Genomic DNA, 26,394 nt, shown 5'->3' on the forward strand with positions numbered 1-26,394 from the left:
GCGCCGGAGGCGGATCTTCCGTATGCCCTTTCCCCGCGTGGCACCTCGTGCCCCCACGCGGTCCGCCGAACCCGAGGACCTGACATGGCATCCGCCAAGAACCAGAACAGCCCTGCCGCCGCGCGGCGCGCCAAGCTCGAGGAGGCCCGCCGCAAGGAGCGGGCCCGCGAGCGCCGCAGCCGCGTCATCACCATCACCGCGGCCGTCGTCGTGCTCGCCGGCCTCGTCGCCGGGGGCGGCTACCTGATGTCGGCGGCCGACGAGAAGGACAAGGCCGACGAGCAGGCCAGGACCTCACCCGTGACGGGCGAGAAGTCCTGGGACGACCTGACGCAGGACCACGTCGGGACGCCCGTCGACTACCCGATGAACCCGCCCGTCGGCGGCAACCACGATCCCGTCTGGATGAACTGCGACGCCGACGTCTACACCGAGGCGATACCGAACGAGAACGCCGTCCACTCCCTGGAACACGGCGCCGTCTGGGTCACGTACAACGACAAGGCGGCGGCCGCCGACGTCAAGGCGCTCTCCGAGCGCGTCGAGAAGACGCCCTACTCCCTGATGAGCCCGGTGGCCGACCAGAAGGACCCGCTGATGCTCAGCGCCTGGGGCAAGCAGCTGACGGTGAAGAGCGCCACCGACGCCCGCGTCGCGCAGTTCTTCACCAAGTACGTCCAGGGCGCGCAGACCCCGGAGCCGGGCGCCGCGTGCTCGGGCGGGGTCGCCAAGTGAGCTCGGCCGGGCGTACCTCCCCTTCTCTGGTGTGGGCGGGGGCCGTGGTGTTCGCCGTGGCCGTGGGGCTGGTGCTGCTGATGGTCGTACGCCCCTCGGCGGCCTCCCCGTCCGGCTCGGGAGGGGCGGCCGCCGTCCCCGCGGAGGGCTCGGCCGATGTGGGGTTCGCCCGGGACATGTCGGTCCACCACCAGCAGGCGGTGGAGATGGCGTTCCTCGTCCGGGACCGCACCGATGACGAGGCCGTGCGCCGGCTCGCGTACGACATCATCAACACCCAGGCCAACCAGCGCGGCATGATGCTGGGCTGGCTGGAGTCCTGGGACAGGCCGAAGAGTTCGGACCGGCCGCCCATGGAGTGGATGGGGCATCCGGTCACCGCGTCCGACGGCTCACTCATGCCGGGCATGGCGACGGACACCCAGCTGGACCGGCTGCGCGCGGCCCGCGGGAAGGGGGCCGAGGTGCTGTTCCTCCGGCTGATGACCGTCCACCACCGCGCCGGGGCCGACATGGCACAGGCGGCCGCCGGCGCGGCGGGCACGGACGAGATCAGGAGTCTGGCGGCGGGGATGGCACGGGCCCAGGAGTCGGAGATCTCCCTCATGGCGGACATGCTGAAGGACCGGGGCGCACAGCCCTAGGGACCGACGGGCGGCGGGTCCGGTGGCATGTGTCACCGGCCCCGCCCTCTCCCACGGCACCGGGAATTCACCCGGCTCCCGTGTACCCCTCATGAACGCGACACCGGGGCAGCGCTCCGCCGCCCGACACTTCCTGACGAGTCATGGACATGTCCCTCTCACGACAGGAAGCATCCGTGCGCATGCACCGCTCCCCCCGACTGGCGGCGACCGCCGTCCTCGGCACGGCGCTCATCGCTCTCGTCCCGCTCTCCTCCGCCCACGCGAGGTCGCTGCCGTCCGTCGGCGCGACGGCGGAGACCGCCGCGCTGTACGACGACGAGGCGGGCGGCAACGCCAACGCGGACGACCCGGCGATCTGGCGCGACGACGCGGACCCCGGACGCAGCCTGGTCGTCGCCACCGCCAAGGAGGGCGGGCTCCGGGTGTACGGACTCGACGCCTCCCTCGTACAGACGATCCCGGCACCGGCGCCCGCGACGGAGGACGACGCCCCGGGCAGGTTCAACAACGTCGACCTCGTCTCCGGTCTCCGCACCGCGGCCGGCCGCGCCGACTTCGCCGTGGTGAGCGACCGGGGCAACGACCGCCTCCGCGTCTACCGCGTCGACCCCTCGCAGCCCGGTGGCCCCCTGAAGGACGTCACGGATCCCGCCGCCGCCCCGGTGTTCTCGTCGGGCCAGGACGAGATCGACGAGCAGCGGACGGCGTACGGCCTCGCCACCTGGCAGGACCGCTCCACCGGGCGTGCGTACGCACTCGTCAGCAGGCGGAACACCACGGACCTCGCCCTGCTGGAGCTGCGGCCGACGGCGACGGGCACGGTCGGCTACCGCCTGGTGCGCACCCTGTCGCTCCCCTCCTCCTTCCGTCTCCCGGACGGCACCGCGTGGACGCCGTGCGGCGAGCCGGGTGAGCTGCCCCAGGTCGAAGGCATGGTCGTGGACCCGGCGAACGGGATGCTCTACGCCGGCCAGGAGGACGTCGGCATCTGGCGCCTGCCGGCCGGCCTGGACGGGCGTCCGGTCCTGATGGACAAGGTGCGGGAGTACGGCGTCCCCGGGAGGTACGACCCGGAGACCGAGGAGTGCGCGCCCGGCGCCGACCCGGGCTTCGGCGGCAAGCGGCTCGCGGCCGACGTGGAGGGCCTCACCCTCATCCGTGAGTCCGGCGGCGACGGCTACCTCATGGCGTCGGGCCAGGGTGACGACTCCTTCGCGCTGTACGACCGCGAGGTCTCCGAGGACAACGAGTACGAGGGCGGCTTCCGCGTGACCGCGGTCTCGGCCGACCTCGACGGCAGCGAGGAGTGCGACGGCGCCGCCGTGCTCGACGAGCCCCTGGGTGCCCGGTACCCGCACGGACTGCTGGTGGTCCAGGACGGGCACGAGACCTCCGCGTCGGGCGCCGAGGAGGGCCGGGAGGCGACCGGCTTCAAGTTCGTCGACCTCCGTGCGGTGAAGGACGCGGCGGACCTGTAGCCCACGGCCCCTCGTCCCTGCCGCGGACCCTCTCCCGCAGGGCATCGCATAGGCTCGTCGACGATATGAAGAGCTACCTCACGCCCCTGGGGTCCAAGGCCGACAAGGACACCGTGCGGCGCCACAACCTGAGCCTCGTGCTGCGCGCCGTACGGGACGAGGGCGAGGCAGGTGAGGCGACCCGGGCCGGGGTGTCGGCCCGGGTCGGACTCACCCGGGCCGCGGTGTCCTCCCTGGTCGAGCAGTTGCTGGACAGCGGCTTCGTCACTGAGTCGGGCAAGACCTTCAGCGGCCAGGCCGGGCGTCCCGGTACGGCCCTGAAGGTGGCTCGCACCGGGCCCGCCGGGCTCGGCGTGGAGGTCAACATCGACTACGTGTCCGTGTGCGTCGTCGACCTGGCGGGCACCGGCCGGGTACGGCAGACCGAGCACCTGGACAACCGGGGCGCCCCGCCCGCGGAGGTGCTGGCCCGGGCGGCCGGTATCGCCGCGCGCACCCTCGACTCGGCCCGGGAGCAGGATCTGTGTCCGGTCGGCACGGCGCTCGCCCTGCCGGGACTCGTCTCGGGCGGCTCGGTGCGCCAGGCGCCGAACCTGGGCTGGAACCAGGTCGCCGCCGAGGAACTCTTCGCGGAGGCACTGGCGGGGCTTCGCCCCGGCACGGCTCCGCTGCCCGTGCGCTCGGAGAACGAGGCGAATCTCGCGGCCCTGGCCGAGCTGTGGTTCGGCGGGCTCGACGCGGTACGCAGCTTCCTCTACCTGACGGGCGAGATCGGTGTCGGCGGCGCCCTGGTGCTCGACGGCGAACTGCTGCGCGGCGCGCACGGGTTCGCCGGGGAGATCGGGCACGTGGTGGTGGACCCGACGGGCCCGGAGTGCCGGTGCGGTTCACGCGGCTGCCTCGAGCAGTACGCAGGTCAGTCGGCCCTGCTTCGTGCGGCCGGCATCGACGAGGGCGCGGGCGGCGCCGCCGGCGTGATGGAACTGGAGCGGCGGGCGCAGTCGGGCGACCCGGCGACCCTGGCCGCCGTGGCCGACGCGGGCCGGATGCTGGGGCAGGTGCTGTCGGGGGCGGTCAACCTGTTCGACCCGGACGCGGTCGTCCTCGGCGGGATCTACCGCGGCCTGATGCCATGGCTCTCGCCGCCCGCCGACGAGGAACTGACGGGCCGTGTGGTGTCCGGTCTCTGGTCCCCGGGCGGCGGCAGGCTGCGCGCGTCGTCCGTCGCGGGTGACGCGGCCCGGGGCGCGGCGGCCCTGGTGGTGCAGGACGTGCTGGCCGACCCGGTCGCGTACTCCCGGTCCGCGCCGGCGGACGTCTGACGGCATCCGCCGAGGCCCAGGGGCCCGGGCCCGGTGGTGCGGGCCGGGCCCCTGGTAGGTGGTGTGGTGGGTCAGCGGACGCCGAGGAGGTGTTCCATGGCGAGCTGGTCGAGGGCTTCGAAGGCCATGGAGCGTTCCGCGGCGGCGGTGGCGTCGAAGTTCTCGTAGGCGGAGGTGTCGGCGAGGAGGGCCTTGAGGCCGTCGTCGGCGGTGGGGCGGGCGAGCTGGTCGAGGCGGGAGGCGGTCAGGGCCTCCTGGACGGCGGGATCCGCGCGGAAGGCGGCGGCGCGCTCCTTGAGGATGAGGTAGTTGCGCATGCAGTTCTTCGCGGACTCCCAGACCCCGTCGATGCCGTCGGTGCGCACGGGCTTGAAGTCGAAGTGCAGGCTGCCGTCGTAGCCCGCGGTCTCCAGCAGGTCGACGAGCCAGAACGCCTGGCGCAGGTCTCCGGCGCCGAAGCGGAAGTCCTGGTCGTACTTGATGCCGGACTGGCCGTTGAGGTCGATGTGGAAGAGCTTGCCGGCCCACAGGGCCTGCGCGATGCCGTGGGGGAAGTTCAGCCCGGCCATCTGCTCGTGACCGGTCTCCGGGTTCACCCCGACCAGCTCGGGGCGCTCGAGGCGCTCGATGAACGCCAGCGCGTGCCCGATCGTGGGCAGCAGGATGTCACCGCGGGGCTCGTTGGGCTTGGGCTCGATCGCGAACCGCAGGTCGTAGCCCTGCTCGGTGACGTAGTCGCCCAGCAGGTCGAAGGCCTCCTTCATCCGGTCCAGCGCCAGACGCACGTCCTTGGCACCCCCGGACTCCGCACCCTCACGCCCACCCCAGGCCACATAGGTGCTCGCGCCGAGCTCGGCGGCCAGATCGATGTTCCGGATGACCTTGCGCAACGCGAAACGCCGCACGTCACGGTCGTTCGAGGTGAACCCGCCGTCCTTGAACACCGGATGCGTGAACAGGTTCGTCGTCGCCATCGGGACCTTCATCCCGGTCCGCTCCAGCGCGTCCTTGAACCGCCCGACCAGCCGGGCCCGCTCCGCCTCGTCCGCCCCGAACGGGATCAGGTCGTCGTCATGGAACGTCACACCGTGCGCACCCAGCTCCGCGAGCCGCTCCACCGACTCCACCGGATCCAGCACCGGACGCGTCGCGTCACCGAACGGGTCATTGCCACGCCAGCCCACCGTCCACAGACCGAAGGTGAACCTGTCCGCGGGAGTGGGAGTGAAGCGTTCGGTCATGGGGTCCGCCTTCGCCTGCCTGGGCCCCGGGGTCGTCGCCAGTCGCCCGGGCCTATTTGTTCACTGACATGATTAATTATGCACGGGGGACCGTGCCGACGTAACCCCCCGGACGGCGAAATGGGGTCGCCCCTGTTCCGGGCGCCTTCGATCACGTAATTTGTTTGTCGCACTCCCAAAACCGGCACCACCGGAATCCGCACGAGAAGAGGTAGCCCATGCCGCCGCGTACCGTCGTCATCGGCGTGGACAGTTCCACCCAGTCCACCAAGGCTGCAGTCACCGACACCGAGACCGGTGAGCTGCTCGCCGTCGGCCGCGCCCCGCATGTCGTCACCGGCGAGGGCGGGGCACGCGAGACCGATCCCGAGGTCTGGTGGCTGGCACTGTGCGACGCCGTCGCGGCCGGGCTCAAGGAGGCCGGGCTCTCCCCGAGCGCCGTCGTCGGCATCGCGGTCGCGGGCCAGCAGCACGGACTGGTGACCCTCGACCGGTCCGGGCGCCCGCTGCGCCCCGCGCTCCTCTGGAACGACACGCGCTCCGCGCCGCAGGCCGCGGCACTCGTCGCCGAGCTGGGCGGCCCCGAGGCGTGGACCGCGCGCACCGGCACGGTGCCCGTCGCCTCCATGACCGCGACGAAGTGGCGGTGGCTCCGCGAGAACGACCCGGCGAACGCCGAGGCGACGGCCTCCGTACGCCTCCCCCACGACTTCCTCACGGAGCGGCTGGCCGGCGTCGCGGCGACGGACCCGGGTGACGCGTCGGGCACCTGCTGGTACTCCACCGCGACGGGCGCGTACGACCCGGAACTCCTGGACCGGCTCGGCCTGGACGCCTCCATGCTGCCGGAGGTCGCCGCGACGGGCGGGACCCGGATCGGCTCCCTGACGGAGTCCGCGGCCGCGGCGCTCGGCCTGCCGGCCGGGATCGCCGTCGCGGCGGGCACCGGGGACAACATGAGCGCCGCAGTGGGCCTGGGCCTCGGCGGCGCGGGCCTGCTGGACCACCCCGTGCTGAGTCTGGGCACCTCGGGCACGGTCTTCGCCGCGTCCCGGACCCGCCCCGCGTCCACGGCCCTCTCGGGCTTCGCCGCCGCCGACGGCACGTACCTCCCGCTGGCCTGCACGCTCAACTGCACCCTCGCGGTCGACAAGGTGGCGGCGCTGCTCGGGCTGCACCGCGACGACGCCACGCCTGGTGGCGAGGCCGTCCTCCTCCCCTACCTGGACGGCGAACGCACCCCCGACCTGCCCACCTCGTCCGGACTGCTCACCGGGCTCCGCCACGACACCACGCCGCAGCAACTACTGGGCGCGGCCTACGAGGGGGCGGCCTACACCGTCCTGCGGGCACTCGACGAACTGCTGCTGGCCTGCGGCCTCGACCCGGCCGACCCCGAGGTCGCCGAGCGGCCGCTGCGGCTGATCGGCGGCGGCGCCCAGGGCCGTACGTGGGTGGAGACCGTGCGCCGCCTCTCGGGCCGTCCCCTGATCGTGCCGGGCAGCGGCGAACTGGTCGCGCTCGGTGCGGCCGCGCTGGCCGCCTCCGCTGCCGGCGGCGGCGACCCGGTCGCCATCGCGACCCGGTGGAACGAGAAGTCCCAGGACGCCGAACTCCCGTCGACGGAAAGGGACGTCGAGACGTGGGAGCGCGTCGGTTCGGTGCTGGACAGGGCGTCGGAGCCTGTCCTCGGCGGATGAGGCAGGGCCCCGAAATCGCGCCCGGCGGACGTGTTTTGGGGATGGCCGCGGATCTTCAATAGGATCCGGCGATGATCATAAGTAAACGGCTGACGGCCGGGGTGTGCGTCCTGCTCGCCACCCTGGCCGCCGGGCTCGGCACCGCTCTCCCGGCCGCCGCCGACGAACCCTCCACCGCCGCATCACCCAAGGTCGAACTGGTCCTCGACGTCAGCGGCTCCATGCGCACCCGCGACATCGACGGCGAGTCCCGCATATCCGCCGCCAAGCAGGCGTTCAACGACGTCCTCGACGCGGTGCCCGAAGAGGTGGAGCTCGGCATCCGCACGCTCGGTGCCGACTACCCGGGCGACGACCGGAAGGTCGGCTGCAAGGACACCAAGCAGCTCTACCCGGTCGGCCCGCTCGACCGCACCGAGGCCAAGACCGCCGTCGCCACCCTGGCGCCGACCGGCTGGACCCCGATCGGCCCCGCCCTGCTCGGTGCGGCCGACGACCTCGAGGGCGGGGACACCACCCGGCGGATCGTCCTGATCACCGACGGCGAGGACACCTGCGGTCCGCTCGACCCCTGCGAGGTCGCGCGTGACATCGCCGCACGGGGGATCCACCTCGTCATCGACACCCTGGGCCTGGTGCCCAACGCCAAGATCCGGCAGCAGCTGACCTGCATCGCCGAGGCCACCGGCGGCACCTACACGGCGGTCCAGCACACCGACGAGCTGTCGGGCCGCGTGAAGCAGTTGGTGGACCGGGCCGCCGAGCCCGTCGTCACCCCCGTCGCGACCGAGGGTGCGGGCAGCTGCGCCTCGGCCCCGGAGCTCCAGGCAGGGCTCTTCACGGACCGCCAGGAGATCGGCAAGCACCGCTGGTACCGGGTGAACGTACTGCCCGGCCAGGAGCTGCGCGCCTCCGCGAGCGTGGCGGCGGACCGCGCCGTGAACAAGGACTACGGGATCCTGCTGCGCGCCGTGACCGCGCACGGCCGTGAGATCGTCCGGGGCTCGGAGTCCGGCACGGGGCGCACGGACGCCATCTCCACGGGGCTGCGCTACCCGAAGCCCGAACAGGACGACGCCGATGTCTCCGACGGCAATGTGAAGCCCGCCGCCGAGGCGGTGTGCCTCCAGCTCAGCAACTCCTTCTCGGCGCCCGCGTCCGTGAAGACCACGCCCGGCATGCCCGTCGAGCTGACCATCGACCTGGTGGAGGCTCCCGACGAGGCCGCCGACGTCGCCGCGTTCGGCCTGGGCCGCGGCTGGTGGCTGCTGGGCGTCATGGTCCTGACCGGACTGATCGCCGGCCTGCTGTTCGGCTGGATCTCGCGCTGGCGCGTCGCCGTATGGAGGACCAACTGATGCGTATCACCCGCAGGAACACCCTGAGGCGCGGATGCGTCGGCGCGCTGCTGGCGGCCGTCACCCTGCTCACCTCGGCGGGTGCCGCCGTCGCCGACGACCCGTCACCGAGCGCGAGCACGGCGGACGGCGGGTCGGCGGGGCCTACGGAGGCGGGCACCACCTTCCGCACCGCCACGGCGGTCCAGCAGGGGCAGAAGGCCACCGCGGACGCCTCCACGGGTGACTACCTGTACTGGGCCTTCCCCGCGGACGCCGGGCAGCGCCCCACCGTCCGGGCGAAGGTGAGCCTGCCGGAGAGCGCCACCCGGCACGGCGCGTCCACCTGGCAGGTCGACGTCTACGACGGGCTCCGCCGTCGGCAGGCCTGTATGTACGGCCACCAGACCAGGAAGGCGGCGCCGGACGCGGGCACGGTCGAACTGTCCTGCGTACTGCGCACCGTGCGGGCCTGGTCGGAGCCGTGGGCGTCCGACCCGCTGCCCGGCACCTACTACGTACGCCTGACGGTGGTCGGCCTGGCCGAGGAGGACCTCGGTCTTCCCGTCCACGTCGAGACCCAGGTCGACTCGGCCGGCCAGGGCGGGGCCGCCGATGTGGACGGCGCCCTCTCGGAACCCGTGGTGCCGGGCGCGTCCGCCGTCTCGGCGAAGGGCGGCAGCGCCCCGGCGAGCACCGAACCGGAGGACGGCTGGTCCTCCGGCTGGTGGACCAGCCGCTGGCTGTGGACCGTCGGGGGCGGTGTACTCGCCGCGCTGGCAGGGGTGTTCGGCTACGGCCTCACCCGCGGCAACGGCCGCCCCTCCCGGGTGCCGCCGGGCGTCTGACCACGAGGCGCACCGCCGCCGGAGGGCCGCAGGCAACCGCCTGCGGCCCTCCGGCATGTCCGGGACGGAACACCGCGGACGCCCCGTCGAACTCATGGCCGACGGACGTTAGGCTCGGCAACTCACTTACCGTGCACGGAAGATGACAGGAGTGGCCATGTCCACGGAATCCGGCGCGACCCTCGACACCGAGCCGCGCGGCCACCGGATCGTCCAGGGGCCTAGGGGTCTCCCCCTGCTGGGGAGCCTGCCCCGGTTCGGCAGGAACCCCCTCGCCTTCTTCGAGCAGTTACGTGGCTACGGAGACATGGTGCGCTGGCGCTTCGGCCGGCACGACTGCCTCTTCGTCGCCGACCCCGAGTGCATCGGAGAACTGCTCACCGAGACCGAGCGCACCTTCGACCAGCCGCTGCTGGGCATCGCCTTCCGTACGGTCATGGGAAACGGCGTCGTGGTGGCGCGCGGCGCGGACTGGCGGCGCAAGCGGTCGTTGGTGCAGCCCTCGGTGCGCCCCAGGCAGGTGAAGTCGTACGCCTCGACGATGACGTCGTGCACGGTGGACCTGGCGGGTAGCTGGTCGGCCGGTCAACGCGTCGACGTCAAGAGGGAGATGGCGGCTCTCACGCAGAAGATCGCCGTCCGCACCATCTTCGGTGTGGACACACCGGCCGACGCGGAGTCGATGGGCCGCGCCATGGACATCGCCCAGCAGGAGATCGGCAAGGAGTTCAGCGGTCTCGGCGCCGTCCTTCCCGACTGGGTGCCGACTCCCGGACGGGCCAGGATCAAGAAGGCCGCGGCGGTGATCGACGCCGAGGTCGGACGCGTGGTCGCCCGTCACCGCGACGGGGAAGGGGAGCGCCCCGACCTGCTGAGCCGGCTGCTCACCGCGGTGGACGAGACGGGGGCGCACCTCTCCGACAAGGAGATACGCGACGAGACCGTGACGCTGTACATCGGCGGTCACGAGACGACGAGTTCGACGCTCGTGTGGGCCTGGTACCTGCTGTCCCGCAACCCGCGGGCGCGGGCGGCTCTCGCCGAGGAGCTGGACCGGGTCCTCGACGGGCGGGAGCCGGGGATCGAGGACTACGCACAACTGACGTACGCCCAGGCGGTGGTGAAGGAGACACTCCGGCTGTACCCGACGATCTGGCTGGTCACCGGGATCGCCAAGGAGGGGGCCAGGCTCGGCGGCCTGCCCGTGCCCGAGGGCACACGGGTGTGGAGCAGCCAGTGGGCCACGCACCGGGACGGACGGTGGTTCCCGGAGCCCGAGGCGTTCAGCCCGGAGCGCTGGGACGCGGAGGACGGCGACGACGTCCCGGAGTACGCCTGGTACCCGTTCGGCGGCGGCCCCCGGGTCTGTCTCGGCACGCGCTTCGCGATGGTCGAGGCGGTGCTCGTCCTCGCCGTCCTGGCACGCCGCTTCGAACTGGAGGTGGACCCGGGCACCGTGAACCCCGTACCGACGCTGACCCTGCAGCCGGACCGCGCGGTCATGGCGACCGTACGGGCACGCTGAACGCGCCGAGGGGTGAAGCAGGCCGGGAACGCTTGACCTCAACGTTACTTGAGGTCCTAGCGTGCCATGCGTACCGACCGACTCAGGAGGCACCGCATGGACATGGAAGTCACCGCGTGGCATTCACTGCACAGCACGATGAACGCGCAGAAGGACCGGAGACCCTTCTCCCGGGCCACACTGCACCGCATCGCGGCGTTCGCCCGGCCGCACCGGGGCAGGATCGTGAAGTTCCTGCTCCTCAGCGTGGTCACCGCCCTGCTGGCGGTGGCCACGCCGGTGCTGGCGGGATGGGTCGTCGACGCGATCGTGCGGGGGGAGGACGGCGGTACGGTCACCGGGCTCGCCCTGCTCATCGCCCTGATCGCCGTCACGGAGGCGGGCCTCGGGCTCCTCACCCGGTGGCTGTCGGCGACCCTCGGTGAGGGGCTGATCCTCGATCTGCGCACCACCGTGTTCGACCACGTACAGCGGATGCCCGTCGCCTTCTTCACGCGCACCAGGACCGGTGCGCTGGTCAGCCGGCTCAACAACGACGTGATCGGCGCCCAGAGGGCGTTCAGCAACACGCTCTCGGGCGTCGTCTCCAATCTCGTCACCCTGCTGCTGACCCTGACGGTCATGCTGACGATCTCCTGGCAGATCACGCTGCTGGCCCTGGTCCTGCTGCCGGTGTTCGTCCTCCCCGCCCGCAGGCTCGGTGCGCGGATGGCGGACCTCCAGCGGGAGGCCGCGGGCCACAACGCCACCATGGGTACGCAGATGACCGAGCGCTTCTCCGCTCCGGGCGCGACACTCGTCAAGCTCTTCGGACGGCCGGCCGACGAGTCCGCCGAATTCGCCGTCCGCGCGGGCCGGGTGCGGGACATCGGCGTCCGTACGGCGATGCTCCAGTCCACCTTCGTCACGGCGCTCACCCTGGTGTCCGCGCTGGCCCTCGCCCTGGTCTACGGGCTGGGCGGGCACTACGCCCTGAGCGGCAGCCTGGAGCCCGGGGCCGTCGTCGCCCTGGCCCTGCTCCTCACCCGGCTCTACGCGCCCCTGACGGCCCTGGCCGGGGCGCGGGTCGAGGTGATGAGCGCCCTGGTCAGCTTCGAGCGGGTCTTCGAGATCCTCGACCTGAAGCCACTGATCGCCGAGAAGCCGGATGCCCGCCGGGTCCCGGACGGGCCGGTGTCCGTGGAGTTCGACGGGGTGTCCTTCGGTTACCCCTCCGCCGACAGGGTCTCGCTCGCCTCGCTCGAGGAGGTCGCCACCCTCGCCCCTGGGGACGGCGCGCAGGTGCTGCACGACGTCTCCTTCACCGCGGAGCCGGGCCGGATGGTGGCCCTCGTCGGCTCCTCCGGGGCCGGGAAGTCGACGATCGCCCAGCTGCTCCCCCGGCTGTACGACACCGACGCGGGATCCGTGCGGCTGAACGGTGTCGACGTCCGCGACCTCACGGCCGACTCGATCCGCGAGACGCTCGGCATGGTCACGCAGGACGGGCACCTCTTCCACGAGTCGGTGCGCGCCAATCTGCTGCTCGCCCGGCCGGAGGCCACCGAGGACGAGATCTGGGACGCGTTGCGCCGTTCCCGTCTGGACGGCCTGGTGGCGTCGCTGCCCGAGGGACTGGACACAGTGGTCGGCGAGCGCGGCTACCGGCTCTCCGGCGGCGAGCGCCAGCGGCTCACCATCGCACGGCTGCTGCTGGCCCGTCAGCGGGTGGTGATCCTGGACGAGGCGACCGCGCACCTGGACTCCACCTCGGAGGCGGCGGTCCAGGAGGCGCTGGCCGAGGCACTCGAGGGCCGCACGGCCGTGGTGATCGCCCACCGGCTCTCCACGGTCCGGGCCGCCGACCTGATCCTGGTCGTCGAGGCCGGCCGGGTCGTCGAACGCGGCACGCACGAGGAACTGCTGGCCGCCGGAGGACGGTACGAGGAGCTGCACCGCACCCAGTTCGAACGCCCGGGGGCCGCCGACGACCACCCGGTGCGCTGATCCCTCGGTACGGACCGCACCGCTCCCGCCTTCTGCCCCCGACCGAAACCGGGCGGCGGAGTGCGGCACGCCTCCGGCCTGGTGGGGGCGGCGGCGACGACGGAGCAGGCGCTGCGCATGACGGCGCTCGGGGGTGGCGTCCACGTCGTGGGGCCGGCAGGCGACGGCGGGCGCCTGACGCTGTCGACCTGGTGTCCCGGCGGATCGCGCTGGGCGAGATCGACGCCGGTTACGGGACCCTCCGCGACCCGGACGTGGCGCGGGTCGTCGTCACGTCCTTCTGAGCCCGCGCCCGGCGGGAGCGAGGGGGCGAGGGCGGGGTCCCGGCCTCCCGGGGGCGGCCTGTCGGCGTTGCGTGTCCTCCGGGCGCGCTCGTAACGTGAGCGGTGTCCGTCGAGCCGGCCGACCAGGCCGGTGGCCTGCGCGGCCGGTCTCGGCAGGTCCGGCCGCCCTCGGGGCCGGCCATGCCCGAACAGCCTCCCCGCGATGGAACCAGGTACGAATGAGTCAGTCACAGTCCGCCGCCGACGCGTGGCACCGGCCGATGGTCGCCCGCCTCTCCAGCGAGAAACACCGCCCGGCGACCGCCCTCGAGCTGTTCTTCGACCTGTGTTTCGTCGCCGCCGTCGCCCAGGCGTCGGGGGCCTTCGAGCACGAACTCGCCGAAGGCCGCATCGCCCACGGGGTCCTCGGCTACGCGATGGTGTTCTTCGCGATCTGGTGGGCCTGGATGAACTTCACCTGGTTCGCCTCCGCGTACGACACCGACGACGTCCCCTACAGGCTGCTCACACTGGTCCAGATCGCCGGCGCGCTCGTCCTGGCCGCCGGCGCGGCGGAGGCCCTGGAGCACGAGGACTTCACCGTCATCACCTGGGGCTACGTCGTCATGCGGCTCGCCATGGTCACCCAGTGGCTGCGCGCGGCCCGTTCCGACTCCGAGCACCGTCGCTGCTGTGTGCGCTACGCGGTCGGCATCCTGATCGTGCAGGCCGGCTGGGTCGCCCGCCTCGCCCTGCCCGACGACTGGGGACTGCCGCTCTTCGCGGTCCTGGTCGTCGCGGAGCTCGCCGTCCCCGTCTGGGCCGAGAGCGCGGGCAACACCACCTGGCACCCCCACCACATCGCCGAACGGTACGGCCTGTTCACCCTGATCGTTCTCGGCGAGACCATCACGGCGGCGACGGTGGCCGTCCGTACGGCCCTCGACGACGAGACGGCCCTCGGTGACATCGCGACCCTGGTCGTCGGCGGCCTGCTGACCGTGTTCGCCCTGTGGTGGCTCTACTTCGCCCAGAACGCCCCACGCCGTCTGACGAACCTCAGGTCCGCGATCCTCTGGGGTTACGGCCATTACGCCGTCTTCGCGTCGGCCGCCGCCGTGGGTGCCGGGCTGGCCCTGGGCGTCGCCCACACCACCGGTCACGGCCACCTCTCCGACCACGCGGCCGCCGCGGCGTTCACCGTCCCGGTGGCCGTGTTCATCACCCTGGTGTGGCTCCTGCACCACCGGGGCCGCGAGATCCGCAGCCGGAACGACCTCATCCATCCGTCGGCGGTCCTCGCGGTGCTGGCCATGACGTTCACTCCGAGCCCGGTCCTCGCCACCGGCGCCGTCGCCGCCGCGCTCGTCGGAGCGACGCTGTTCGTGGCGGCGCGTCCGCGCGCGGGGGCGGACCTCACGGAGGGCTGAGGCGCACCGGCCCGTCGGACCGTTCGTGGCGGTCAGGCCGTCAGATCGCCGCGGCCAGCGCGGGGACGCCCGGTCCGCCGAGATCGTCCAGGGCCACCCGCCGGCCGGAGACGGCCAGGAGCAGCGAGAGCGCGGGCCCGCTCACCTCCGGCCCTTCGCCGATCGCCACGTCGGCGTCCGAGGCCGTCAGGCGGGCGCGCGCCACGAGCTCCTTGGCCCCGCCGAAGGAGGCCGGAGTACGGACCTGCAGACGCAGCGACCGGACGACGGCCTCCTCCGGGTAGGAGTGGGCGAGCCCCAGTGCCCGGCGGATGTCCTCTCCGTGCACGATCTCCTCCACGAGCCGGCTGTCGAGTGGCGCCGGCGGGGTCGACCTGCGCGACGCCACCCGCCGCAGCCGCTCCAGCGTCTCCTGCGGCGAGGCGCCCCGTTCGCGCTCGACCCCGCGGGCGTTCTGGCGGTCGAAGTCGAACCGCGCGCGGGCGAGACCGGCCAGGAAGCCCAGGCGTGTCGTCCGCGCCGTGTCGACCAGGTGGGCGACGACGTCGTGCACGGTCCACTCCGCGCAGAGCGACGGCTCCTCCCACCGCCCCTCGTCGAGGCGTTCGAGGTCCCCGATGAGCGCCGCACGCTCCGCGTGGACCATCGGCCAGACATCTTCCACGGCTACCTCCTCGACCGGGTGCACCCTCCACCACGGCAGACTCAACAGGTCCCGGGAACTCATCGGTCCAGCCCGCCGCGGCGTCCATGCCATCAGGTGAAGCGCAGCTCCGCCGGGTGCACCGCGCGCCGAAGGAGCGGCAACGACGTCGCCGCCGCCAGCAGGCAGGCCGCGTAGACCGTCACGGGGACGAGCAGCGGCAGCAGGGGCACGGGGGCGGTGACCACGACCATGGCGTACCCCACGTACACCACGGTGCCTCCGAGCCCAGCGAGCAGAAGTGCGGGGGCCAGCGGAAGGGCGGTCTCCAGGAGCGCTGCCTCGGCCAGGACCCTGTGGGGCACCCCGGCCGCGGCCTGGGCGGCCAGACCCCTGCGCCGGGTGGCCAGCGACTCGGCCGCGCCCACGGCGAGTGCGCAGGCGCTGATCGCCAGGGCGATCAGCACGGCGGCTCCGGCGAGGTCGATTCCCGTGGTGTAGAAGGCCAGGTCCACCGGGCGGTAATAGTCCGTCAGCGTGTCGAGCAGGATCGCGCGCACTCCGACGAAGCCCACGGCGACGACGGTGACGAGCAGCAGCGCCGCATGGGTGCGCGCGGCGGCCCACGGGTCGTGCGCGAGGCGGCTCGCCGCGATGAGCACCGCCGGGCGCTTCGCCCGGCGGCTGAGGGTGCGGCCGATGAACGCCGCCGACGCGCCTGCCGCCCAGATCGCACCGGCTCCGGTGAGGAGCACCAGTGCCAGTACCAGCAGCACGGGCGGCGTCACGCGGGGGCCGACCGGGAACAGGAGGAGCAGTGCGGACATGGCGATCAGCGCGACAGCGAGCAGGAAACCGAGTGCCGCCCGTCGTCCCGGGCCCGGAACCGTCCTGCGCGCGTGCTCGAGGGGCGAGGCCACGACGTGACGGAGGGCGAGGGCACTCACCAGCGCAGCGGCCACCGGCACGGCCAGGACGACGGCGGTGAAGCCTGCCCAGGCCACCGGGCGCGGGCTGTGCCCCGTCGCGGCGAGCAGCACCAGGAACACGGCGAATCCGGCCGACGAACCGGCCAGGCAGGCGAACGCGGACTCCACGGCGGCGATCCTGCGCACCTGCCCCGGGGACGCCCCGGCGAGCCGCAGGCCGGCCATCCGCCGGTAGCGGTGGACAGCGCCGATACGCGCGCACTGGCCGAGGAACCCGAGCACGGGTACGAGCAGGAGCACGAGGGTGAACACCACCCCGGCACGCTCGCCGGGCCGGTCCAGGAGGCCGTGTGCGTAAGGGATCGACACCTGGCCGGACACGGCGGCGACGGTCACGGCGGCGAGCGCGAAGCCCGTGGCGAGCAGGGCTCCGATCAGCGTGAGCGAGGCTCTCCACCACTCACGGCGTTCCGAGCCGCGCGCGAGGATCCAGGCGATGCGGATGTCAGCCTTCATGGCGGGCCGCCTTCTGGATGACGACGTCGTCCGAGCCGGGGTGGAGGACCCCGTCGCTCATTCCCACCTCGCGGTCCGCGTACGCCGCGACCTGCGCGTCGTGGGTGATCAGCAGTACCGCCGTGGCCGACTCCCGCGCCGTGTGCACGAGAGCGGTCATCACCTGTTCCCCGGCCAGCGTGTCGAGGGCCCCGGTCGGTTCGTCCGCGAAGACCACGCGGGGGCCGGTGACCAGCGCCCGTGCCAGTGCGACCCGTTGGCTCTGACCGCCACTCATCTCTCCGGGACGGAGTGCCGCCTGGCCCCTGACGCCGAAGCGCTCCAGCCACTCCCCCGCCTGCTGTTGCGCCGGACCGCGGCGCATGCCGGCGAGCAGCAGCGGCAGCGCAACGTTGTCCAGCGCGGTGAGCTCGGGGATGAGCTGACCGAACTGGAACACGACTCCGAAGTCGCTGCGGCGCAGCTCGCCGAGCCGGCCCTCGGACAGCAGGCCGAGCTGTTCGCTCCCGTAGGTGACAGTGCCCTCGTCCGGACGCACGATCCCCGAAAGGCAGTGCAGCAAGGTGGACTTGCCGCTGCCGCTCGCCCCGGTGACGGCCAGGATCTCGCCCTCGCGGAGTTCCAGGGACACGCCCCGTAGCGCCTCGGTCCTTCCGTACGACTTCCTCAGCCCGTGCGCCGAAATCAGCGCGGACGACTCCGGGGAGTGCCGTTCTTCCCGTGTGCTCATGCTGCGTTGACCTCCGCTGTGAGGGTGTCGATGCGAGCCGTCGTGGTGGTCATCCACCGCACGTCGGCGTCGAGATGGGCGAGGGCGTAGTCGGCGGACAGGACTGTGCTGAGGTCGGCGCCCGGTGCGGTCTTGAGCGCGGTGAGCTCGCGCATCCGCTCCATGTGGGCGGCGCGCTGGGCCCTCAGATGCGCGGCGGCGTCCGGCTTCCGCCCGTCGGGTCCTGTCGGTGCTCCGGCTGCGGCGACGAGGATCGAGACGACGACCTTGGCGAAGATCTCGTTCGTCACGAAGGGGGCCGGGGCGGTGATCTCGTCCGTCCAGAGGGCCAGTTCGCGTGAACCCTCGTCCGTCGAGCGGTAGAGGGTGCGCTCCGGACCGCCTTCGGAATCGGTGCCGTCGACCGCCGCCAGTCCGTCCCGGACCAGGCGCTGCAGCGTCGTGTAGACCTGCCCGTACGCGAGCGGGCGGGCCTGAGGGAAACGTGAATCGTACTGCCGCTTCAGGTCGTAGCCGTGGCAGGGACCGGCAGCGAGCAGCCCCAGGAGGACGTGTCGGGTGCTCATGGGCCGACTATATCCTCAGTACATGTACTGAGTGAATAGTGAGGACGGAGTCAGCCGCCGCGGCCGGTGCCGCGACGGCTGACGGGAAGCCGGGAGGGAGCCCTACGCCGAGGTCACCTCTCCAGCCACTTCTTCCAGGTCTCCGGGTGTTCCTCGATCCAGCGGCCGGCCGCCTCGTCGGGTGACAGCCGTTCGGAGGCGATGAGTTCGGACACCTCGTTCTGGTCCCTCTCGGACCACTCGAACTTCTTCAGGAAGGCCGCGGCGTCCCCGCCGCGCTTCGAGAAGTCCGCGTTGAGGTACTTCTGGAGCGGGGTCGTCGGGTAGGCGCAGTCGATGTCGGCCGGGTCCTTGGCCGCGCAGGCGTCGGAGTACTCCGGGAGCTTCACCTCGACCATCGGTACCTCGTTGAACAGCCACTGCGGCTGGTACCAGTAGCTGAGGAAGGGCTTCTTCTCCTTGGCGAACTGCTGGATCTGGGTGATCTGCGCGGCTTCGGAACCCGCGAAGACGACCTTGTAGTCCAGGCCGAGGTTCTTCACCAGCGCCTTGTCGTTGGTGACGTAGGACGGCGAACCGTCCATCAGCTGGCCCTTGTCGCCGCTCTCCGCGGTGCGCAGTTCGTCGGCGTACGTGTCGAGGTTCTTCCAGTCCGTGACGTCCGGGTGCTCGTCCGCCCAGTACTTGGGGACGTACCAGCCGATGTGGCCGGTGACCCCGAGGTCGCCGCCGGGGACGATGGTCTTCTTGTCCTTGACGTACAACTGCTCCTGGTCGGGGTGGCCCCAGTCCTCCAGGATGGCGTCCACCCGGCCCTGGCTGAGGGCGTCCCAGGCGGGGACCTCGTCGGTCTGCACGAGGTCGACGCGGTAGCCCAGCTCGTCCTGGAGGATCTTCTGGGCGACGGCCACGTTGGCCTGCGCGCCGACCCAGGACTGGACGGACAGCGTCACGGTCTTGATGTCGGCGGGGGCCGCGAACGGCGAGGCCTGCTTGGTCATGTCCGCCGCGCCGCAGCCGGTGACGGCCAGCAGGGCGGCCGCCGAGGCGACGATCGCGGACGTACGGAGACGGGCGCGGGTCCGGGTGCGAGCCATGTCAGCTCTCCTTCCGCTGGCGGCGGGCGGTGGGCTGCGTGACACGGTCCAGCATCAGCCCCAGGCAGACGATGGCGGCACCCGCGACGAGACCGGTGGCCAGGTCGCCCTGGGCGAGACCGAACACGACCTCGTAGCCGAGTGCGCCGGAGCCGACGAGTCCGCCGATGATGACGACCGCGAGGACCAGGACGACACCCTGGTTGACGGCCAGCAGCAGTGCGGGCCTCGCCAGCGGGATCTGGACCTGGCGCAGTCGCTGGCCGCTGGTCGCGCCGAGCGAGCGGGCGCACTCCATCGCGGCGGGGTCGACGCCCCGCAGGCCCTGCGTCGTGATGCGGACGACGGCGGGCAGCGCGTAGACGACCGCCGCCGCCGCGGCGGGGGCACGGCCCACGCCGAAGAGGGCGACGACGGGGATGAGGTAGACGAACTGCGGCATCGTCTGGAAGACGTCCAGGACGGGCCGCAGCAGCCGTTCGAGGCGCCGGCTGCGCGCGGCGCCGACCGCGATGCCGAAGCCGAGGACGAGGGTGACGGCGACGGCGGCGACGACCTGGCTGAGCGTGTCCATCGACAGGTCCCACACGCCGAGCACTCCGATGGCGGCCATGGCCAGCACGGCGGTGAGCGCGGTGCGCCAGGTGCCGATGGTCCAGGCGAGGGCGGCGACGATCAGCAGCACCGCCCACCAGGGCAGCCCCAGGAGTCCGTCACGGAGCGGGTTGAGGACCCAGTTGGTGAAGTGGGCGGCCCAGTCGGCGGTGCCACCGATGACGGGGATCCCGGTGTAGAGGTGGTCGACCATCCAGTCCTTCGCGGTGTTGACCGGTTCCGCGATGGGGACGACACCGTCCTCGGGCCAGATCCGGCCGCCGGTGAAGCGGCCCACGACGGCGACGGCCGCGGCGATCAGCGCGGCGAGCCCCCAGCCGCGTGCCCCGCGCAGGGCGGCGGGACCGGTGGGTTCCGTGCCGATCCGCCGGCCTGCCGCCTCGGTCGTACGGTCCAGGACGACGGCCAGCAGCACGATCGGGATGCCCGCGGCGAGCGCGGCACCGACGTCGACGGAGGAGAGCGCCTGGTAGACGCGGTCGCCCAGGCCGCCGGCGCCGATGACGGACGCGATGACGGCCATGGACAGCGCCATCATGATGGTCTGATTGAGGCCGAGGAGCAGTTCCTTGCGGGCCAGCGGCAACCGCGCGCTGAGCAGTCGCTGGCGTCCGGTCGCGCCGAGCGAGGCGACGGCCTCCATGACACCGGGGTCGGCTCCGCGCAGTCCGAGCGCGGTGAGCCGCGCCATCGGAGGCGCCGCGTAGACGACGGTCGCGAGGACCGCACCGGGCACGCCGATGCCGAACACCAGCACGACGGGCAGCAGATAGGCGAAGGCGGGCAGCACCTGCATGGTGTCCAGGACGGGGCGCAGGACGCGGAACGTGCGGTCCGAGAGGCCCGCGGCGAGGCCGAGGAGCAGGCCGAGGACCACGGAGACGAGGACCGCGACGACCATCAGGGCCAGGGTCTGCATGGTGGGCACCCACATGCCGAGCAGCCCGCAGAGGAGGAAGGAGAGTCCGGCGGTCAGCGCGAGGCGCCATCCGGCGGTCCGCCAGGCGACGAGGGCGGCGACGGCGGTGACTCCGGCCCAGCCCAGGGCGAGCAGCGCGAGGTAGACCCCGCGCACCGACAGGACGACGGCGTTGCTGATGTAGCCGAAGAAGTACAGGAAGAGCGGGTGGCTGTCGCGGTTTCCGATGATCCAGTCGTTGACCTCGCCGAGCGGCCCGCTCAGGTCGACGGTCAGCGCGCCGGGCCAGACCCCGCCGCCCCAGCGGGCGTGTGCGAGGGGTACGGCGACGGCGGCGATCACCAGCAGTGACAGGATCTTGGCCAGGGCGGGCCGGTCCCGCAGGGCGGCCAGGGGCCGGCTCCCCGGAGGTCCCGAGGCGGTGCGGGTGGTGGCTTGGGCGGTGGCCATCAGACGGTCACCTCGCGGACTTCCGGGCCCCCGCCCGCACCGGCGACGACATCGAGCAGGCACGCGTGGTCGACGACTCCGACCAGCCTGCCGTCGTCCATGACCCGGGCGACGGGGTCGCCGGAGCGGGAGACGGCCTCGATGGCCTCGGAGACGGTGGCGCCGGGGCGGACGGCCGGTCCGCTTTCGCTCTCGCCCGCGGTCGGCGGCCGCATGGCGGTGGCGACGGTGAGGACCTGCTCGCGGGGGACGTCCCGGACGAACTCGCGTACGTAGTCGTCGGCGGGCGAGCCGACGATCTCCTCGGGAGTGCCCAGCTGGACGATGCCGCCGTCGCGCATCAGCGCGATGCGGGTGCCCAGGCGGAGCGCCTCGCTGAGGTCGTGGGTGATGAAGACCATGGTGCGGCCCTCCTCGCGGTGCAGCCGGACGACCTCGTCCTGCATCTCCCGCCGGATCAGCGGGTCCAGCGCGCTGAACGGTTCGTCGAAGAGCAGGACCGACGGGTCGACGGCGAGGGCGCGGGCCAGCCCGACACGCTGCTGCTGACCGCCGGACAGCTGGGCGGGGCGGCGGTCCTCGAGTCCGGCGAGGCCGACCTTCTCGACCAGTTCGGCGGCCTTGGCGCGCCGTTCGGCCTTGCCGAGGCCCTGGATCTCCAGGCCGTAGGCGACGTTGTCGAGCACGGTGCGGTGCGGCAGCAGCCCGAAGTGCTGGAAAACCATCGCGGCGCGGTGGCGGCGCAGTTCGCGCAGCCGGTTGGTGTCCATGGCCAGGACGTCCTCGCCGTCGATCGCCAGGGTGCCGCTGGTGGGTTCGATGAGCCGGGTCAGACAGCGTACGAGGGTGGACTTGCCGGAACCCGACAGGCCCATGACGACGAAGACCTCGCCCTTCTCGACGTCGAAGGAGACGTCGCGCACCGCGGCGGTGCAGCCGGTGCGTTCGCGGAGTTCCGCGGCGGGCAGATCGGCGAGTTCGCTGCCGGGGATCCGGTCGGCCCTGGGGCCGAAGACCTTCCAGAGGTTCTTGACGCTGAACACGGGGTCACTGGCCATCGCAGGGGTACTGGCTTCGCTCATCGGACATCGCCTCCGGTGGTCGGGGTCGCACGGAGCAGTTCGGCGCACTTCTCGCCCACCATCAGGACGCCGATCATGGGGTTCACGGCGGGCATGGTCGGGAAGACGGACGCGTCGGCGATCCGGATGCCCTTCAGGCCCTGGATCCGCAACTGCGGGTCGACGACGGCCTCCGGGTCGCCCTCGGCGCCCATCCGGCAGGTTCCGGCCGGGTGGTAGACGGTGTGCGCGACCTTGCGGGCGTACTCGCTGATGTCCTCGTCGGACGTGACCTCGGGGCCGGGGCACACCTCGCGCTTGAGCCAGTGGGCCAGCGGTTCGGTCTTCGCTATCTCGCGGGCGAGCTTGATGCCGTCGACCAGGGTGCGGCCGTCGTGGTCGTCCTCGTCGGTGAAGTAGCGGAAGTCCAGGGCGGGCTTGACCTCGGGGTCGGCGCTCGTCAGGTAAAGCCGGCCGCGGCTGCGCGGCTTGGGGATGTTCGGGGTCATCGACACCCCGTGCTCGGGCTTCTCGTAGCCGAGGCGCTCCGGGTTGTCGGTGAAGGGGATCTGGTAGAAGTGGAACATCAGGTCGGGGCCCCTGGATCCGGGGTCGCGGCGTACGAAGAGGCCCGCGTCGGAGTCCATGGCGGAGTTCTCCGGGATGGGCCCGTCGGTCTCCCAGACGATGACCGACTCGGGGTGGTCGAGCAGGTTCTCGCCGACGCCCGGCGCGTCGTGGACGACGGGGATGCCGAGCGCGCTGAGGTCCTCGGCCGGTCCGACGCCGGAGTGCATCAGCAGCCGCGGGGTGTCCACGGCGCCCGCGCAGACGATCACCTCGCGCGTGGCGCGCAGGAGCGTCTCCACGCCGTCCTTGTCCCGGACGTGCACCCCGGTGGCCCGGTCGCCGTCGAACTCCAGGCGGTACGCCCATGTCTCCAGCAGGATCGAGAGGTTGGGGCGGTCACCGGCCTCGATGTGCGGATGCAGATAGGCGACCGACGCGGAGGAGCGCTTGTTGTTCTCCGGGTGGTAGGCCAGGTCGAAGAAGCCGACGCCGTCGTGGAAGGGCTTCTTGTTGAAGCTGTCCACGCGCGGGACCCCGGCGGCGGCCTGCGCGGCCTCGACGAAGTCGCGGGCGATGGCGTTCCGGTCCTTCTCGTCGACGGGCACGATGTTGTTGCGGAGCCGGTCGAAGTAGGGGTCCATCGCGGCGGCGTGCCAGCCTTCGGCCCCGGCCTCGGCCCATTCGTCCCAGTCGCCGGGCAGCGGCTTGAAGCTGATCAGCGTGTTGTGCGAGGAGCAGCCGCCGAGGACGCGGGCGCGGCTGTGCCGGATGTGGGAGTTGCCGCGGGGCTGTTCGGTGGTGGGGTAGTCGTAGTCGAGGTCGCCCCCGAGGAGACCGAGCCAGCGGCGGAGGGTGAGGACGTCGTCGCGGTCGATGTCGGTGGGACCGCCCTCGATGACGGTGACGGTGACGTCGGGGTCCTCGGTGAGCCGGGAGGCGATGACCGAACCTGCCGTACCGCCTCCGACGATCACGTAGTCGACGGGTTCGGGGCGTGCGGTGCTGGGGGACGGTGGCATCGGTCACTGCTCCTTCTGCAAGGTGCTTGCGTGTGCGTGGTACTGCGAACAGCCGGGCGGAGAGGGCTTGTTCGTTCAGCCGGCGAACCAGCGCTGGGGGCGCGGGTTGAGGTTCTGGTAGATGTGCTTGGACTCGCGGTACTCGGCGAGCCCGGTGGGGCCCAGTTCGCGGCCCGTGCCGGACTTGCCGAAGCCTCCCCACTCGGCCTGCGGGAGGTAGGGGTGGTAGTCGTTGATCCAGACGGTGCCGTGCCGCAGCCGGCCCGCGACGCGCCGGGCGCGGCCCGCGTCGGTGGTCCATACGGCGCCGGCGAGACCGTAATCGGTGTCGTTGGCCAGGGTGATGGCTTCTTCCTCGGTGCGGAAGGTCTCGACGGTGAGAATCGGGCCGAAGGTCTCCTCGCGGACGACCTTCATCTCGCGGTGGCAGCCGTCGAGGACGGTCGGCCGGTAGAAGTAACCGCTCGCGGGCCGGACGTCCGAGGGCTCCGGGCGTGCGCCGCCCGAGCGGACGACGGCGCCCTCCTCGCGGGCGGACGCCACGTACGCCTCGACCTTGGCGAGCTGCTGTGCGGAGACGAGCGGTCCGCACTCGACCCCGTCCACGGTGCCGCGGCCGAGCCGGATCGCGTCGGCGCGGCGGGCGAGTTCGGTGACGAAGCGGTCGCGGACGGACTCCTCGACGATGAGGCGGGCGCCGGCGGAGCAGACCTGGCCGCTGTGGAAGAAGGCGGCGTTCAGTGCCTGGTCGACGGTGGTGTCGAAGCCTTCGTCGGTGGCGCAGGCGTCGGCGAACACGACGTTGGGGTTCTTCCCGCCGAGCTCCAGGGCGACCTTCTTGACGGTGGGCGCGGCCGCCTGGGCGACCTTCGTGCCGCTGGCGAGTCCGCCGGTGAAGGAGACGAGGTCGACGTCGGGGTGTTCGGAGAGCCGTGCGCCGACGGGGTCACCGGCACCGGTGACGAGGTTGGCGGCGCCGTCGGGCAGTCCGGCCTCGGCGAGCAGCCGGATCAAGTGAACGGTGGAGAGCGGGGTGACCTCGCTGGGCTTGAGCACGAAGGTGTTGCCCGCGGCGAGGGCGGGGGCGATCTTCCAGCTGGCCTGGAGCAGCGGGTAGTTCCACGGGGCGATCAGGGCGCAGACGCCGACCGGCTCGTGCACGACGACGCTGTGCACGTCGGGGTCGCCCGCGTCGACGACCCGGCCGCCGCTCTCGTTCATGACGAGGTCGGCGAAGTAGCGGAAGGCATTGGTGACGTCGTCGACGTCGACGCGGCCCTCCTCCAGGGTCTTGCCGGTGTCGCGGCTCTCGGTGATCGCGATCTCCTCGCGGTCCCGCTGGAGGAGCCCGGCGACCCTGCGCAGCAGCTCGGCGCGTTCGGCGACGGGCCTGTGGGGCCAGGGGCCGTCGTCGAAGGCGCGGCGGGCGGCGGCCACGGCGGCGTCGGTGTCCTCGGTTCCGGCCTCGGAGACGCGGGCGAGCACGGTGGCGTCCGCCGGGTCGAGGATCTCGCGTGTCGCACCGGACCCGGCCGCACGCCAGGTGCCGTCGATGTGGAGGGTGTCCAGAGCGGCGGCGGGGTGCGCCGACGGGTGGGGAGCCGACATGTGGTGATCTGCCTTCCGTGCCTGATTGCTCCGCACCGGTCCGGCCGAGCACCTGAGCCGGTGGACCGGGGTCGGCACCAGCGATCTGAGTGCCTCCCCGATTCGGCGAGATGTATGCCGAGATATTCACTCTGGGTGAGACGGCTCACTTCGGGCGCTCGGCGACCGTCGTCGGCGGCGTCGCGGAGGGTGTGCGGCCGGGGTCTGTGCGTGACCGCGAAAGGGCGTGAACCGGCCCGCCCCGGTCAGCACGACCGGGGCGATCCAGGTGGAGCGGCGGGCCGGGGAGGCGGGGCCGTCGGAGCCCGCCCCTACACCGGGTCCGGCCCCTTCTCCGCCGCGTCGGCGGGCCCGGCGGCCTCCGCCAGGTCCGCGGTGGCCGGGGTCAGCAGACGTGCGAGGAAGGACCGGGTGCGGGCATGACCGGGCGCGCCGATCACCTGCTCCGGGGTCCCCTCCTCCACGATGACCCCTCCGTCCATGAAGACCACGCGGTCCGCGACCTCCCGGGCGAAGCTCATCTCATGGGTGACGACGAGCATCGTCATCCCTTCGTCGGCCAGCGAGCGCATCACGGCCAGGACGTCCCCCACCAGCTCCGGGTCGAGCGCGGAGGTGGGCTCGTCGAAGAGCATCAGTTCCGGGTCCATGGCCAGAGCCCGGGCGATGGCCACCCGCTGCTGCTGGCCGCCGGACAACTGTGCCGGGTAGGCGGATTCCTTGTCGGTCAGGCCCACCCGGGCCAGCCGATCGCGTGCGATCCGCGCCGCCTCCGCCTTGTCGCGCCCCAGTACGCGCCGCTGGGGGAGCGTCAGGTTCTCCAGCGCGGTGAGGTGCGGGAACAGGTTGAACGACTGGAAGACCATGCCGATCCGCCGGCGCACCTTGTCGATGTCCACGTCCGGGTCGGTGACTTCGGCGCCGCCCACCACGACCGTCCCCGACGTGGGCTCCTCCAGCAGGTTCACGCACCGAAGCAGCGTGGACTTGCCCGAACCGGACGGGCCGATGACGCACACCACCTCGCCCCGGGCCACGGAGAAGTCGATGCCCGCGAGCACCTCCAGCGTGCCGAACGACTTCCGCAGGCCCCGCACGTCGATCGCCGGACCTCCCCCCGCCGCCGCGCCGTCTGCCGTCGAGACCTCCTTCATCGCGG

General features: G+C 72.3%; 21 protein-coding genes. 10 read left to right on the forward strand and 11 right to left on the reverse strand.

The window, feature by feature from the left end:
* Positions 1-84 precede the first annotated feature (84 nt).
* The 4 genes from LWJ43_RS03905 to LWJ43_RS03920 all read left to right on the forward strand — a co-directional run bounded on the left by LWJ43_RS03905 (position 85) and on the right by LWJ43_RS03920 (position 4,182).
* Positions 85-735, forward strand: a complete 651-nt coding sequence (locus LWJ43_RS03905; protein WP_277330861.1) for a DUF3105 domain-containing protein — start codon at positions 85-87, stop codon at positions 733-735.
* Positions 732-1,379 (forward strand): DUF305 domain-containing protein, encoded by a 648-nt coding sequence (locus tag LWJ43_RS03910; RefSeq protein WP_277330862.1) that lies wholly within the window; start codon positions 732-734, stop codon positions 1,377-1,379. Before LWJ43_RS03905 ends, LWJ43_RS03910 begins: the two co-directional genes overlap by 4 nt.
* Before the next feature lie 182 nt (positions 1,380-1,561).
* Positions 1,562-2,860, forward strand: a complete 1,299-nt coding sequence (locus LWJ43_RS03915) for a phytase (RefSeq protein WP_277330863.1) — start codon at positions 1,562-1,564, stop codon at positions 2,858-2,860.
* A 65-nt stretch (positions 2,861-2,925) separates the two neighbouring features.
* Positions 2,926-4,182 carry an ROK family protein gene (locus LWJ43_RS03920; protein ID WP_277330864.1) on the forward strand — a complete coding sequence of 419 codons (1,257 nt, stop codon included), beginning with the start codon at positions 2,926-2,928 and terminating at the stop codon, positions 4,180-4,182.
* Positions 4,183-4,253: 71 nt separating this feature from the next.
* Here LWJ43_RS03920 and xylA read toward each other — a convergent pair whose 3' ends face one another.
* Positions 4,254-5,423: a xylose isomerase gene (gene xylA, locus LWJ43_RS03925; protein ID WP_277330865.1), complete on the reverse strand. Its 1,170-nt coding sequence runs from the start codon at positions 5,421-5,423 to the stop codon at positions 4,254-4,256.
* A gap of 218 nt (positions 5,424-5,641) precedes the next feature.
* Here xylA and xylB point away from each other — a divergent pair, with 218 nt between their 5' ends.
* The 6 genes from xylB to LWJ43_RS03955 all read left to right on the forward strand — a co-directional run bounded on the left by xylB (position 5,642) and on the right by LWJ43_RS03955 (position 14,512).
* Positions 5,642-7,123 carry a xylulokinase gene (xylB, locus tag LWJ43_RS03930; RefSeq protein ID WP_277330866.1) on the forward strand — a complete coding sequence of 494 codons (1,482 nt, stop codon included), beginning with the start codon at positions 5,642-5,644 and terminating at the stop codon, positions 7,121-7,123.
* A gap of 71 nt (positions 7,124-7,194) precedes the next feature.
* Positions 7,195-8,481 (forward strand): VWA domain-containing protein, encoded by a 1,287-nt coding sequence (locus tag LWJ43_RS03935; RefSeq protein ID WP_277330867.1) that lies wholly within the window; start codon positions 7,195-7,197, stop codon positions 8,479-8,481.
* Positions 8,481-9,308 (forward strand): hypothetical protein, encoded by an 828-nt coding sequence (locus tag LWJ43_RS03940; RefSeq protein WP_277330868.1) that lies wholly within the window; start codon positions 8,481-8,483, stop codon positions 9,306-9,308. The genes LWJ43_RS03935 and LWJ43_RS03940 overlap by 1 nt, the downstream gene beginning before the upstream one ends.
* Before the next feature lie 157 nt (positions 9,309-9,465).
* Positions 9,466-10,833, forward strand: a complete 1,368-nt coding sequence (locus tag LWJ43_RS03945) for a cytochrome P450 (protein WP_277330869.1) — start codon at positions 9,466-9,468, stop codon at positions 10,831-10,833.
* A 96-nt stretch (positions 10,834-10,929) separates the two neighbouring features.
* The gene (locus LWJ43_RS03950) at positions 10,930-12,819 is read left to right on the forward strand and encodes an ABC transporter ATP-binding protein (protein WP_277330870.1); all 1,890 of its coding nucleotides are present in this window, start codon (positions 10,930-10,932) and stop codon (positions 12,817-12,819) included.
* A 502-nt stretch (positions 12,820-13,321) separates the two neighbouring features.
* Positions 13,322-14,512, forward strand: a complete 1,191-nt coding sequence (locus tag LWJ43_RS03955; RefSeq protein ID WP_277330871.1) for a low temperature requirement protein A — start codon at positions 13,322-13,324, stop codon at positions 14,510-14,512.
* Positions 14,513-14,552: 40 nt separating this feature from the next.
* On the opposite strand, the gene LWJ43_RS03960 is transcribed toward LWJ43_RS03955, so the two are convergent.
* The 10 genes from LWJ43_RS03960 to LWJ43_RS04005 form a co-directional block, all read right to left on the reverse strand.
* The gene (locus LWJ43_RS03960; RefSeq protein ID WP_277335805.1) at positions 14,553-15,158 is read right to left on the reverse strand and encodes a maleylpyruvate isomerase family mycothiol-dependent enzyme; all 606 of its coding nucleotides are present in this window, start codon (positions 15,156-15,158) and stop codon (positions 14,553-14,555) included.
* A 110-nt stretch (positions 15,159-15,268) separates the two neighbouring features.
* On the reverse strand, positions 15,269-16,600 hold the full coding sequence (locus LWJ43_RS03965) for an FtsX-like permease family protein (protein WP_147959154.1): 1,332 nt from the start codon (positions 16,598-16,600) through the stop codon (positions 15,269-15,271).
* Positions 16,590-17,330, reverse strand: a complete 741-nt coding sequence (locus tag LWJ43_RS03970; RefSeq protein WP_147959153.1) for an ABC transporter ATP-binding protein — start codon at positions 17,328-17,330, stop codon at positions 16,590-16,592. Before LWJ43_RS03970 ends, LWJ43_RS03965 begins: the two co-directional genes overlap by 11 nt.
* Positions 17,327-17,896, reverse strand: a complete 570-nt coding sequence (locus LWJ43_RS03975; RefSeq protein ID WP_277330872.1) for a PadR family transcriptional regulator — start codon at positions 17,894-17,896, stop codon at positions 17,327-17,329. The genes LWJ43_RS03970 and LWJ43_RS03975 overlap by 4 nt, the downstream gene beginning before the upstream one ends.
* 113 nt (positions 17,897-18,009) lie before the next feature.
* Entirely contained in the window at positions 18,010-18,993 is a 984-nt protein-coding gene (locus LWJ43_RS03980; RefSeq protein ID WP_277330873.1) for an ABC transporter substrate-binding protein, read from the reverse strand.
* Position 18,994: 1 nt separating this feature from the next.
* The gene (locus tag LWJ43_RS03985; RefSeq protein ID WP_277330874.1) at positions 18,995-20,977 is read right to left on the reverse strand and encodes an ABC transporter permease; all 1,983 of its coding nucleotides are present in this window, start codon (positions 20,975-20,977) and stop codon (positions 18,995-18,997) included.
* Positions 20,977-22,059: a quaternary amine ABC transporter ATP-binding protein gene (locus tag LWJ43_RS03990; protein WP_277330875.1), complete on the reverse strand. Its 1,083-nt coding sequence runs from the start codon at positions 22,057-22,059 to the stop codon at positions 20,977-20,979. The genes LWJ43_RS03985 and LWJ43_RS03990 overlap by 1 nt, the downstream gene beginning before the upstream one ends.
* A complete protein-coding gene (locus tag LWJ43_RS03995; RefSeq protein ID WP_277330876.1) occupies positions 22,056-23,627 on the reverse strand; it encodes a GMC family oxidoreductase in 1,572 nt (523 codons plus the stop codon). Before LWJ43_RS03995 ends, LWJ43_RS03990 begins: the two co-directional genes overlap by 4 nt.
* A 75-nt stretch (positions 23,628-23,702) precedes the next feature.
* Positions 23,703-25,235, reverse strand: coding sequence for an aldehyde dehydrogenase family protein (locus LWJ43_RS04000; protein ID WP_277330877.1), 1,533 nt, complete (start codon positions 25,233-25,235; stop codon positions 23,703-23,705).
* A gap of 311 nt (positions 25,236-25,546) precedes the next feature.
* Complete coding sequence (locus LWJ43_RS04005; protein ID WP_277330878.1) at positions 25,547-26,389, reverse strand: amino acid ABC transporter ATP-binding protein; 843 nt, start codon at positions 26,387-26,389, stop codon at positions 25,547-25,549.
* Between the last annotated feature and the right edge of the window lie 5 nt (positions 26,390-26,394).

Origin of the sequence: Streptomyces sp. JH34, from assembly GCF_029428875.1 — a bacterium.
Lineage (GTDB): Bacteria > Actinomycetota > Actinomycetes > Streptomycetales > Streptomycetaceae > Streptomyces.